The organism is Flavobacterium glaciei, from assembly GCF_003350545.1.
In the GTDB taxonomy this organism is placed as follows: Bacteria; Bacteroidota; Bacteroidia; order Flavobacteriales; family Flavobacteriaceae; genus Flavobacterium; species Flavobacterium glaciei.
The window spans coordinates 255,313-268,349 of record NZ_QQBA01000002.1 but is presented as its reverse complement, the minus strand read 5'-3'; the positions used below and the strand labels follow the sequence as shown (position 1 = coordinate 268,349).

Annotated in this window: 12 protein-coding genes; 1 reads left to right on the top strand and 11 read right to left on the bottom strand. The window is 33.9% G+C overall.

The window, feature by feature from the left end; genetic code table 11:
• Position 1: 1 nt before the first annotated feature.
• The 11 genes from DFR66_RS03155 to DFR66_RS03100 form a co-directional block, all read right to left on the bottom strand.
• Positions 2-493, bottom strand: coding sequence for a hypothetical protein (locus DFR66_RS03155; RefSeq protein WP_114753383.1), 492 nt, complete (start codon positions 491-493; stop codon positions 2-4).
• A 94-nt stretch (positions 494-587) separates the two neighbouring features.
• Positions 588-1,013 carry a hypothetical protein gene (locus DFR66_RS03150; protein ID WP_114753382.1) on the bottom strand — a complete coding sequence of 142 codons (426 nt, stop codon included), beginning with the start codon at positions 1,011-1,013 and terminating at the stop codon, positions 588-590.
• A gap of 224 nt (positions 1,014-1,237) precedes the next feature.
• A complete protein-coding gene (locus tag DFR66_RS03145; RefSeq protein WP_114753381.1) occupies positions 1,238-1,636 on the bottom strand; it encodes an NUDIX hydrolase in 399 nt (132 codons plus the stop codon).
• Between the two features lie 200 nt (positions 1,637-1,836).
• Positions 1,837-2,913 (bottom strand): AmmeMemoRadiSam system protein B, encoded by a 1,077-nt coding sequence (gene amrB, locus DFR66_RS03140; protein WP_114753380.1) that lies wholly within the window; start codon positions 2,911-2,913, stop codon positions 1,837-1,839.
• 404 nt (positions 2,914-3,317) lie between these two features.
• On the bottom strand, positions 3,318-3,977 hold the full coding sequence (locus DFR66_RS03135) for a hypothetical protein (RefSeq protein ID WP_114753379.1): 660 nt from the start codon (positions 3,975-3,977) through the stop codon (positions 3,318-3,320).
• 185 nt (positions 3,978-4,162) lie between these two features.
• The gene (locus tag DFR66_RS03125) at positions 4,163-5,149 is read right to left on the bottom strand and encodes a type I restriction enzyme HsdR N-terminal domain-containing protein (protein WP_114753377.1); all 987 of its coding nucleotides are present in this window, start codon (positions 5,147-5,149) and stop codon (positions 4,163-4,165) included.
• Positions 5,150-5,539: 390 nt separating this feature from the next.
• Positions 5,540-8,881, bottom strand: a complete 3,342-nt coding sequence (gene secA, locus DFR66_RS03120) for a preprotein translocase subunit SecA (RefSeq protein ID WP_114753376.1) — start codon at positions 8,879-8,881, stop codon at positions 5,540-5,542.
• 85 nt (positions 8,882-8,966) lie between these two features.
• Positions 8,967-9,188, bottom strand: coding sequence for a DUF2795 domain-containing protein (locus DFR66_RS03115; RefSeq protein ID WP_007138072.1), 222 nt, complete (start codon positions 9,186-9,188; stop codon positions 8,967-8,969).
• Between the two features lie 162 nt (positions 9,189-9,350).
• Complete coding sequence (locus DFR66_RS03110; protein WP_114753375.1) at positions 9,351-9,920, bottom strand: cob(I)yrinic acid a,c-diamide adenosyltransferase; 570 nt, start codon at positions 9,918-9,920, stop codon at positions 9,351-9,353.
• A 338-nt stretch (positions 9,921-10,258) separates the two neighbouring features.
• A complete protein-coding gene (locus DFR66_RS03105; protein ID WP_114753374.1) occupies positions 10,259-11,116 on the bottom strand; it encodes an ATP-grasp domain-containing protein in 858 nt (285 codons plus the stop codon).
• 160 nt (positions 11,117-11,276) lie between these two features.
• On the bottom strand, positions 11,277-11,963 hold the full coding sequence (locus DFR66_RS03100) for an ABC transporter ATP-binding protein (RefSeq protein ID WP_114753373.1): 687 nt from the start codon (positions 11,961-11,963) through the stop codon (positions 11,277-11,279).
• Between the two features lie 366 nt (positions 11,964-12,329).
• On the opposite strand from DFR66_RS03100, the gene DFR66_RS03095 reads away from it, so the two are divergent.
• Positions 12,330-13,010: a hypothetical protein gene (locus DFR66_RS03095; RefSeq protein ID WP_114753372.1), complete on the top strand. Its 681-nt coding sequence runs from the start codon at positions 12,330-12,332 to the stop codon at positions 13,008-13,010.
• Positions 13,011-13,037 lie beyond the last annotated feature (27 nt).

Genomic DNA, 13,037 nt, shown 5'->3' with positions numbered 1-13,037 from the left:
GTTATTTAATTAAAGTCCAATCGATTATTATTTCATTTTCTTTAGTATAGCCATGCAAACCATTTGGAGCTTGCTTTTGCGGAAACACATTTTTATTTCTGTTGGTAACCGTAAAAATTTTGGTGGCAGGATTGAAAGTGGCAGTAACTAAATCGACTGCTTGATTGATGTACACTGTATTTCCTTTGATAGCTAAGTCAGTCGCTCCCGGAGCTTTTATAAAATGGAGTCGGATTGGTTTCTTAGAATCTGAATAATCATAAACATGAAAACCTTTATTGACATCATTGATAAACATTAAATCGTCCTTGATATAAATTTTTCCTGATTTAATAATGGGTTGTGCATTTTGAAAAGCAATGGAACTTTCCAGAGTGCTGCGGGCAATAATCACCGGTTTGTATTGTTGTTGAGCAAATTCACCGTTATCTGTTGTAGGCCAACAAGAAATGAATAAAAATGAAGCCAGCAGGAGAAGTACTATTTTTTTCATTGCAAAATGTTTTTATAAAGATAGCAAAAAGGGTATTTGGTTGCGTTATGACATTGTTATTGTTTGCGTTGCAAATACAATGAGACATTAGCTGTTAAATGGCGTAGTTTATCTTGTTCTCAATATTTGATTTGATGTAATCTTTAAGTTCTACTGAATTCTCTACACCAATGACTCTCCTGAGTCTATTATTTTTTAGTCTTATGTCCAAAAATTTATTTCCAAATCGTTGTTTGATTTTTATTGACTTTATATAATTAAATAAAATTTCATTCTGATTTGACCGAAATAAACTTAGTATAAAAAACACGAAATGACCTATTCCAATAAATAAACCTGTCCAAAGTAAGAACTGGTCGCCAGTTTTGAAATATCTCATAACCGATAAAGTACCAAATATTGTCCAAATACCTGCACTGATTAACATAATAAGATTATTTTTCTTTGAATTGTCCGAAATTCTAATTTTATCGGTTTCAAAAACAATTTGTCCATTTTTTATGTTGAATATCTGTGTCATTTTTATCTTTTATTATAGTAGCGGTCGAATCAATTATATCTTGTATTTTCTTTTGATTGCGTTCTTATCGGTGTAAACACAAATTTTTAAAATTGCGCAAAGTCAGAGACATTAGGATAGCATTTACAAAAAATTAAAATAATTTCAAGGATACTTTGTAATCGGGAATCAATGGAAACTTGAATTAGATAATCGGCATTTTCTAAGTAAATTTTTATTTCGACTTAAATTAATAATCCGTTTTCTTTCAGATGTTTAAAGATAATTTTATCAACTTCTGATATTATATCTAAATCTGTATAATTTAACCACTTTATTTCTTCAATTTCATTATTGGCTTTCGGTTCTCCAATGTAATCAGCATTGTAACACGTCATTTTTACAATTACTCCCTCAATAGCTCCGTGTGATTGCGCTTTAAAAGTCCCAACATATTTAATAGATTCATTTATTATTTCAACACTTAATTCTTCTTGAATTTCTCTGATTAAAGTTTGTTCATCGGTTTCATTATTTTCTCTTTTGCCTCCGGGTATATAATATTTGTTTTTACCTTTTGATTTAGTGCTTAAAATTTGGCCGTTTTCAATTTTTATTAAAGCTATTTTATCTATTTCTTTCATCTTTTTTTTTCTTTTGACTAAAGCTCAAAAGTTTTGAGCCTAGCGAGCAAGTGCATTTTTTAAAAATATTTTATACTAGTTAGCTGCGTTGCAAACGCTATGATTTGTTTTTATATTTTGAGTTGGCACTTGTTGTAAACGAGCGCCAGTGCAGACCGATTTCTACTTAATTAATTTTCTCATGCTACTGGATCATTTCTCTATTCATATTTTATACTCGCATATCCGACCCAGTGTTTTTGAGTGGCTATAGCTGTAGTTCCCATTCCTAAATCTTCTACTTTTATAAGGTCATGATCTATACTTGATGCGTAACCTAAAAATGTTCCTGTCAAAGGTTTGTTGTATAATGCTTGATTTAATTTATTGGCAAAACTCACTCCAAAAGGCACAGTATAACGACCACACCAAACCCATTTATATTCTTTGTAATCCGTATTTTGTACGGTGTATTCTGTAAATGTTTTTATTTTTTCAGAATTCATTTCGTTTACTAAACACGTCTCAATAATTTCCATATCTAGAGCTCTTGCTTTTTTAGTACCTGCATCATCAACTCCAAAAGGGGCTAAATCACCACTCCAATTTTCAGTACCATAATGCACCGCATCGTTAGAAATGACAACTGCGACGTCCTTTCCATATTTAAGATGCTTTTGTTTTAAAATTTTTGACACCACATCAGAAAGAGCTCCGCTAATGCTATCAATTGTTTCGTAATTGATATAAGGCACTAGAATTGGAATTATTTGTAGTTTCTTGTTTTTGCGATGTAAAAAAGGTACGATAGCTTCTAGTGAATGTTCTAACTCTTGCATATCGTTATGAACTAGGTAGGAAGATTTTGGTAGTTGCGCCATAATTTCAGCATTTAAATCAGACACTTTTAAATCACCATAAGGCGATTTCCAATGTGTGAAATCTCCAAATATGATTTTGTCTTGAAGGGTAAAGTTTCGAGCGCGATGTGCAACACCAATTAAAATAATCGTGTTGGCATTAATTCCTTTAAGCGATTCGTAATACAAACGTCCAGCGTATTTATAATCGTCATGCGGACTTATAGCAGCTTTCCATTGCAAATTATTTTTAGAATCCTGAATACCTAAACGGTTATAAATAGAATCTAATTGCCAATTGTATTTTGTAAAACCAATCGTATCATGAACAGGCCTAATTCTCTTTTCTAGTGCTAGGTTTGGTGCAACATTTTTTACATTTTTTTCAACTTTACAACTGAAACAACACAAACAGATAAAAACAAGTAGTAATCGCATATCAAATTTTATTTCAAGCAATTTACGCTAAAAAACGCTATCTGATAGCGGTCGCAATTTTTAGATCCATTTTTGTTTTTAGGGTACTGCTTGGTTTAATATATGAGAAATGGTACTTTGTCTCTTTCTTATAAATTGCTAAATTTTTAGGCGTGTTTTAGTTTACTTTGTGGGCACGAGCGAGACGCTTGCGCTCAATTTCATTAAGTTAAGGAATAATCCCCATGTTTTTGTCATTCCGACGAAGGAGGAATCTCAACAAACGTGAGCAACAAACAGAGATTCCTCCTTCGTCGGAATGACAAATAAACTCTTAACTAAATTACATTCCACTCGCGCTTGCGGTGGTTTCATTGTTCGGCTTGCAGCCGCAACGAAACCCTAACTGTTGTATGCAGTTGCTTTTATTTAATTCTTTCTGCGGTAAACTTTTCTGCGATTATATACGGTTGATTCAGACTAAAATAATTTGGGCTTACATCTTCATTTCCAAATATTAAAATTTTTGACTTTGCTTTGTCAGCATAACCTTTATCTTCTGCTATAATTTCGTTAGTAACCTCAAATTCCAAATTGTGTTCTTCACAAACTTCCGCGATTAAGTTTTTTAAAGATTCAGGAATGCGGATATGACGTTTCGGGTATAGTTTAAAGTTTTCTTCATTATTCCAAAAAACTTCACTTACTTTAATCCAGTTACCAGTTTTTTTCTCCAATGCGTTACTGATATCACCAACAAATAAATTTAGATTTTTTGGTTTTCCTTTAACTAAACATACAAGTTCATTTTCGTGATATTTTAAAAGCAAAGGATGTGAATCTAATATTTTCATTTTGACATAAGGAAGTAATAAGCCCCAAAAGAACCCATCAAATTGCTCCGTTTTTACACATGTTAATTTCCATTCTTCAAGTTCAATTGGAATATCATAACTAGTTTGATTAATGGAGAAAAACAGCTCTAAAGTATTATCCGAAGTTTTAAAACTATAGGATTCCAGTTTGAAATCGGAGTCCTGATAAAATTCGGTAGTATTTGTTTTTCTAATAAGATCTTCAATCATAATTATGGTTCTGTTTTCTGTTTTGCAATTGCATACAACGGTTTGCGTGTATGAGAAGTAGCGGATTAAAAAGCACTTCACTTTCAGTTTGGCACTGACTTTTATTAAAAGCACTGACCTTTGATTTATCACTAAACCCGCTATTTCTTATACACGCTGTTGGCAACTGGCTTTCTTTCCATTTGTTATTTGTCAATCGAAACAAAAACTTTTTCAATTCCGAGTTTTTGCCATTCTCCATTTCTAAATTCAGGTCTTGACCTCAAGTTTCCTAAAACCCCCGAACTTTCTCTAAATCTTTGAGCATTCCAAATTTTTTGTTTAGACGTTCCATTTTTGTAAAAAGTCGTTATGTAAGCAGTTTTTGTTAATAAAAGTCTGCGTTTAAAATCCGATTCAGATGATGGGTTTAATTCTATTGGTAAAATACCATTTGAGTAATCAATTATTCTTGGTTCTTTATAATGACTTTTTGGAAATACCGTTTGAGATATTTCTTGGTTTTTAGTTTTTATCTCAATATTCAGTTCTTTAAGGACAGATTCAATTAGTTCTCCGTCATATTCGTTTAAAAAGTCTTGTTTTATTAATTCTGAAATTTTTTCTTGATAACTCTCCGAAAGTATTTTTTCAGTCAAATTTTTATGTTCTTCTCTACGGTTTATTTTTTTAAGTCCGTTTAGTGTAAATGCTTTCAATGATTCTTGGCTGAAGCTTTCCTTTGCAAATAATTCGACAAATTTCAAACCCTTTTCATCATCTTTTGCGAACTTTATTGTTTCTAAAAGGATTGGGTCTTCTTGGTTGACTAAATCTCCATCGTAAAAAATTTGGATTCCTTGCCCAATTAAAATTCCGTATTCGAGTCTCAATTGACGCATATAAGAAAATAGTTGTTGCTGAAATTTTGAATTTAGAGGAATGTTTGGCTGTTTAATTTCAATTACGAACAGTTTTCTATTGTCAGAAGATTTTATCACAAAATCGGGCGTAATTCTGTTTGCAGCACCAACTTGAAAAGAAGGTCGAATTTCAATATCTCCAGAATATTCTTTCCAGTCCAAAACCCTTAAAGCTTGGACTACGTTTTGTTCAAAATCATTTTCACTAATATCAGTCCGAATATTGTCGGATAATAAAAAGCAGATTTCATTCCATTTTTCGTTGTTCATTTGCGTTTTTTTCGGTTTTTAAGCTTGTTGCCAACTATTATATAGGTCTTACAATGTCAGACTTATCACCCAAAAATTGGGTAGATTGGTCTGATAAACATCATCCTTTATTTATTTTCAAATATATAAATAAATCGTTGAAAATACTTATAAAATAAAACAGCTACTCATTTTTTTCGAAGATATATTCTTTGTTTACAGGATTATTACGGGAAACCGTAAACGGAGTTATTTATCACAAAATCCCTAGCCCCGTCAGCAGTGGAAATCCTTGTGGGGCGTTCGTTTTGCCCCACAAGATTGAAACGTATGGCGGGAATAGCTCCAAAAAAAAATTCCCCAACTACTTTCGTAATTGGGGAATGTAATAGTAAGGAATCGAAACTTTTATTAGTTCACGATAACCCATTGTCCTGAAGCGATTAGGCTTTCGGCTTTTTTGTATTTCATTTCTTGTATTTGTCCGTTGGCCACGTTTTGAATCGTAACATTATCGTTGCGATTAATTTTTGGCATGTCGCGAGTGATAGTTTCGGTTACTTGGCGTTGTTGCGTTTGACCAGCTTCACGGTTGGCCGTTTCGCTACTTACGATTTCGTCTTTTGAAGTCGTGTAATCTTCTACCGGAGCAACTTCTTTCGCTTCTTGAATTTGTTGGTTTTCCTGAGCCGGTAAATCCCCTTTGAACAGGAATGAAATTACTTCTTTATTGACATTGTCAATCATAGCTCTAAACAAATTGAAGGCTTCCAGTTTGTAAATAAGCAACGGATCTTTTTGTTCGTGAACGGCAAGTTGAACCGATTGTTTTAACTCGTCCATTTTACGTAAGTGTTTTTTCCAAGCTTCATCTACAATGGCTAGAGTGATGTTTTTCTCGAAATCAGCCACTAATTGTGCGCCTTGTGTTTCGTAAGCGGTTTTTAAATCAGTAACCACATTCAGCGATTTTATTCCATCTGTAAACGGAACAACGATGCGCTCAAACTGGTTGTTTTTATCTTCGTAAACACTTTTTATGATTGGGAATGCTTCTCTGGCGCTTCTTTCAGTTTTCTCTGTATAATAATCTAAAGTTGCTTTGTACACTTTTCCTGTTAACTCCATTTCGCTCAACTTCATGAACTCAGTTTCGGTAACTGGTGATGTGATAGAGAAATAACGAATCAATTCAAATTCAAAGTTTTTGAAATTGTTAGTTGCTTTGTTATCATCAATGATTAGTTCGCAAGTATCATAAAGCATGTTGGCAATATCTAATTTCAATCGCTCTCCAAACAAGGCATGACGACGACGTTTGTACACTACTTCACGTTGCGCATTCATTACGTCATCATATTCTAATAAACGCTTACGAACACCAAAATTGTTTTCCTCTACTTTTTTCTGAGCACGTTCGATAGATTTTGTCATCATAGAATGCTGAATCACTTCGCCTTCTTGCAATCCCATTCTGTCCATTACTTTAGCCACTCTCTCAGAACCAAACAAACGCATTAAGTTATCCTCAAGAGAAACATAAAACTGAGAACTTCCCGGATCACCTTGACGTCCTGCACGACCACGCAACTGGCGGTCTACACGACGCGAATCATGACGTTCTGTACCTACAATTGCTAATCCACCAGCGGCTTTAACTTCGGCAGATAATTTAATATCGGTACCACGACCAGCCATGTTGGTTGCAATGGTTACTACTCCAGGTTTTCCAGCTTCTTCAACAATTTGTGCTTCTTGTTTGTGCATTTTTGCATTCAAGACATTGTGTGCAACGCCTCTCATTTTCAACATTCGGCTTAATAATTCTGAAATCTCTACAGAAGTGGTACCAATAAGTACTGGTCTTCCTGCTTTAGACAATTCAGTTACATCTTCGATAACGGCATTGAATTTTTCACGAGTTGTTTTATAAATAAAATCCTCTTTGTCTTTTCTTGCCATTCCTCTGTTCGTAGGAATTTCTACTACGTCCAGTTTGTATATTTGCCATAACTCGCCTGCTTCCGTTACTGCAGTTCCAGTCATTCCTCCCAGTTTGTTGTACATTCTGAAGTAGTTCTGTAACGTTACGGTGGCAAAGGTTTGAGTGGCAGCTTCGATTTTTACATTTTCTTTGGCTTCAATCGCTTGGTGCAATCCGTCAGAGTAACGACGACCGTCCATGATACGACCTGTTTGCTCATCAACAATCATGATTTTGTTGTCCATGATTACATATTCTACATCTTTTTCGAATAAAGCGTAGGCTTTCAAAAGTTGAGTTAAGGTGTGGATACGCTCACTTTTTACACCGAAATCCTGAAATAATTTTTCTTTTTCTTCGGCTTCTGTGTCTTTATCTAATTTTTTCTTTTCGATAGCGGCAATTTCAGTTCCAATGTCCGGAAGTACAAAAAAGTCAGCATCAGTATCTCCAGAAAGGTATTTGATTCCGTTGTCTGTCAATTCGACTTGATTGTTTTTTTCTTCGATAACAAAATACAATGCCTCATCAATCTTGTGCATTTCTTTTTTGTTATTCTCCATGTATTGATTTTCGGTTTTTTGAAGCAATTGTTTGATTCCTTCTTCACTCAAAAATTTGATTAATGCTTTGTTTTTAGGCAAAGATCTGTAGGCTCTCAATAAATTAAAACCACCGTCTTTAGTATTTCCTTCTTTGATTAGTTTTTTGGCTTCAGCCAAAAATCCGTTCGCCAATTGACGCTGCAAACTTACTAAGTTCTCAATTTTTGGTTTCATTTCCATGAATTCATGACGATCTCCTTGCGGAACTGGACCTGAAATGATTAATGGTGTTCTAGCATCATCAATTAACACAGAATCGACCTCATCGACAATAGCGTAATTGTGTTTTCTTTGTACTAAATCCTCTGGAGAATGCGCCATGTTATCTCTTAAATAATCAAAGCCAAATTCATTATTGGTTCCGTAAGTGATATCAGCGTCGTATGCTTTTTTTCTTCCTTCTGAACTTGGTTGGTAATTGTCGATACATTCCACAGTCATCCCGTGAAATTCGAACAAAGGTGCTTTCCAGGTACTATCTCTTTTTGCTAAATAATCATTTACAGTTACTAGATGCACACCGTTTCCAGTTAAAGCATTTAGGTAAAGCGGTAAGGTAGCTACTAAAGTTTTTCCTTCACCCGTTTGCATTTCAGCTACTTTTCCTTCATGCAATACCATTCCGCCAATTAATTGTACGTCATAGTGAATCATGTCCCAAGTAATCTCTTTTCCTGCTGCACTCCATGAATTTGCCCAAATAGAAGTATCACCATCTAAAGTGATGTAGCTTTTAGTTGCGGATAGTTCACGGTCTTTTGGAGTTGCCGTTACCACTATTTGCGAATTGTCTTTGAAACGTCTGGCTGTTTCTTTAACAACGGCAAAAGCTTCTGGAAGAATTTCCATTAATGTTTTTTCTGAAATTTCATAGGCTTCTTTTTCAAGAGCATCTATAGCTACGTAGATATCTTCTCTTTTGTCAATATCTACAATGCTTTCCACTTCTTGTTTCAGAGCTACAATTTTCGCGTCTTTTTCCGAACGAGCCTGTTTTATTTTGTCTTTAAAAAAAATCGTTCTACCTCTAAGATCATCATGTGACAATGCTTTGAGAGGTTCTTCGAAAGTTTTTATTTTGTTGAGATAAGGTTGTAAAGCTTTGACATCTTTTTGGGACTTATCGCCAACAAAGACTTTAATAATACTGTTTATGAAACTCATGATATTTTTTTATTTCTAATTGTGTAATTCTGTGAATTTAAACCAAAAAAAAGCCTCTTTTGAGACTTTTTTATTGGTTTACTTTTTAATATTCATCCTCATTCCAAAGATAATCTTCGTCCGTGGGATAATCTGGCCATATTTCTTCCATTGATTCATATATCTCGCCTTCGTCCTCAATAGATTGAAGGTTTTCTACTACTTCTAATGGAGCTCCTGCTCTAATAGCGTAGTCAATAAGTTCGTCTTTGTTAGCAGGCCACGGTGCATCACTTAAATAGGATGCTAATTCTAATGTCCAATACATCTGTTGTCGATTTAGTTTGGTGCAAAAATATATTTTTTACTGAAAAATACAAGTAAAAAATGATTTATTTTTAGTTAAAGTTAAGAACGTTTTATTTAGTGTTCAGTGTTCGGTATTTAGTGTTCAGTCTTTCACTGCAAACTTACAACTGTAAACTGCTAACTATTTCCTTGGAATCCATTGAACCTCGTCAGCTTGTAAATCATGAGACAACTTTCGTGCCAACACAAAAAGGTAGTCAGAAAGTCGGTTTAAGTACTTGATTGCGATTTCAGCAACGGGTTCATTGTGGCTTAAATGCACTGCTAAGCGCTCTGCTCTTCGGCAAACGCAACGTGCAATATGACAATATGACACGGTAGTATGTCCGCCTGGAAGTACAAAATGAGTCATAGGCGGCAAGACTTCTTCCATAGTGTCAATTTCATTTTCTAACAATTCGATATCAGACTCGATAATCCCAAGGTTTTTCAACCTAAGCTCACCGTTTTTCATCACTTCCTTTTCTTGTGGCGTTGCTAAAATAGCGCCAACAGTAAACAAACGATCCTGAATTTCAATTAGAATTTCTTTGTAGTGTGTATTTATTTCCTGATCGCGAATCAGACCAATATGAGAATTCAATTCGTCAACAGTTCCGTAACTTTCTATGCGGGCATGATCTTTTGGGACTCTGGTTCCGCCAAAAAGTGCTGTTGTTCCATTATCTCCAGTTTTTGTATATACTTTCATTTTGATTTTAGATTGTTGATTAATGATTTTAGATTGCAGATTTATTGCTGTGAATAAAAATCATAAATCTAAAATATAATTATTGAATTCAAGCTGCAAATGTAGCTAACAATAAGAATAAAACAATGTCGCATTTTTTTATCATATTAGTAATATAAGTTTAATTTTAGTTGAGCTTATGTAACTTAAATATTAATAAGGTCAATTAAGGTTTAATGCTTACACGATTTATATGTTTAATGGTAGTGCATACATTTAATAGTATGATATTAAACTTGTTTAACTGCTCATTAATGTAAACATAAGAGTTAATCAATGCTGTTTTTAAGTAAATAAAATTAAGCTATTAATTCCAAAATTGCGTTAATAAAGCGTTGTAGTGCCTTTTCACTTAAATTGAAATATAAATCTGGTTCGATGCATTCAATTTCCATTAAATGAAGTTCATTATTAATTATTATTCCGTCGACTCTGGCGTATAATAAATGGTCTGGGAATGTTGAGACAATTTTTTTTGCTTTTTCAATGAGTTCTGGTTTTGGTTGAACCAAAGTATATTGTCCTCCAAAAAGAGTTTGTACTCTGAAATCGCCGTCAACAGGTTTCTTATTGACCGCGTGTGAGAATTTTTTATTGAAAAAGATAAAAGAAGTTTCGCCTAATGTTTGAATTTCGGGCATGAATTCCTGTAAAAGCAACTCTTTCTCACTAGCGATATTTTTATATTTTTTGCTTATTTCTTGAATTTCGGAAATTTCGAAAACTTCAGTAAGATACGATCCAGCCGAAAATGCTGGTTTTATTACTGCTTTTTTCCAATGCGAAGGAATTAATTGTGCAAGATCAAGATGTTCTGTTTTGTCTATGAAAACGGTTGGCAAAATGGTGATTCCTTGCTGTTCTAATTCACGCAAATAAAACTTATGGATGTTTTGCTTGATTATTTCAATGGGATTTAGTGTTTTGATTCCTAATTTTTCTATTTGGTCAAGCCAAATTTTAAACTCGGTTTCTTTCTCGAAATAATCCCAAGTATTACGAAAAATTAAATAATCATAATCAGTCCAATTGATGGTTTTATCACTCCAGATAGCAGCGGTTGCCTCAATATTATGCCTAGCCAAAGCCGGAATTATTTTTTGATCTTCGGGGTTTAAATCGGGAAGTTTTTCGCAAGTTAGTATAGCGATTTTCATTTTTTGGTTGGTTTTATTTGGAATTCTAAATGCAATAGCGGTTTGGATTTCCTAGCCCGGATAACAGTGGAAATCCTTTTCTGGAAGCTTGCAGCCTTTTGTAGGCAGGAAGCTTCTAGAAAAGATTGTAACGGATAGCCGGAAGTTGCTCCTAAAAAAACTATTTAGAGGTATCGCTTTCGATTAGTCCGTCACGCAAACGAATTACTCGATTAGCATAAGCGGCAATTTCTTCTTCGTGCGTTACAAGAATCACAGTGTTTCCATTAGCGTGAATATCTCCAAAAAGTTTCATGATTTCTAATGACGTTTTACTGTCTAGATTTCCGGTAGGCTCATCGGCAAGAATGATGGAAGGTTTGTTGACTAAAGCACGGGCAATAGCTACACGCTGGCGTTGTCCACCTGAAAGTTGGTTGGGTTGGTGATCCATTCTGTCCGCAAGATTTACTTGCTCCAAAACTTCAGTGGCTCTAGTTTTTCTTTCCGATTTAGAAAATCCGGCATAAATCATGGGTAAAGCTACATTGTCTAAAGCAGTTGTTCGGGGTAAAAGGTTGAAAGTCTGGAAAACAAATCCTATTTCTTTATTACGAATTTCGGCTAATTCATCGTCTTTCATTTGGCTGACATCTTTTCCGTTTAGGATGTAAGTTCCAGAAGTAGGGGTGTCTAAACAGCCTAGTAAATTCATTAAAGTCGATTTTCCAGATCCTGAAGGTCCCATTAATGCAACATATTCGCCTTTATTTATTTCTAAATTAATGCCTTTAAGAACATAAACGATTTCATTTCCAAGTACAAAATCTCGTTTGATATTGGTTATTTTTATTAGCGGGTTTGCCATTAGAATATATGATTTTTAACCTTCGACCAAGCGTAGGCTGCTATTAAATTAGATTTTAAAAGTACAAAAGTCTTTTGAATTATTAATAAGTAGTTTTTTTTAAAAATTTGTTACACTATATGATTGATGAAATTTCAGGCTATTGATATGTTTTTTTACTAACAGAGATTAAAGCGGATTTTTTAAATTTATTTAGATAAAATTTGGTTTTGAAGTTTTACATAATTGCAACCTTAAATTACACAATTCACACTTTTATGATTTTATTTCACAATTATTTAAATAAGTTATATAATTATTGGTTTTTTATTGAATATAGTACAATGCTATTTACATTTGTTTAAGAATTTTAATTAAATCGATATTATGAAAAATACAAAATTAGTTTTAGGATTAGCGGTAATAGCTATTGGATTTGCATCTTGTAAAGATGAAAAAGCGGAACAAGCAGGGAAAAAAGTTGATACCTATGTAATGTATGTAGATTCATTAGGTAACGTTACGGCTGAAGATGCTAGAGAAAATTGGGACGGGATTGAAGCATCATACCAACTAAGAAATGAAGAAGCTGAAGCGGCTATTGCAGAAATGGAAGATAATGCTGAAGCAAAAGCACGTCTTGATGCAAGTAGAGCAAAATATGAAGCTTTGAAAGCTAAAATTGAAGCTGAAAATGCCGCAGCGCAAGTGACTACTACCTCAGCTGCACCAAGTACAAAACAACAACTAAGAAATACTTTATTTGGTCAAGGAAAAATAGGGGATGATATGAGTTTTACTTGGGTAAACAAAGACAATATTCTAGGAGTGTATCAACAATTTGTAGGTACAGTTGATACAAATAAAGATGCTTATTCTCGTGAAGACTGGGATGAAATTAAATTGATGTATGAAGCATTAGACAGTAGAAAAAATACTGTTGAAAAAGAAGGTCTTTCTGTTGATGATAATAGAAAAATCGCTGGTTTAAAATTGAAATTTGCACCTATGTACACTGTAAACAGAATGGGAGCAAAATCAGAAGAAATGAAAAGAGCAAAAGAATAATTAATTCAATGTTAGAAATGACAGTCA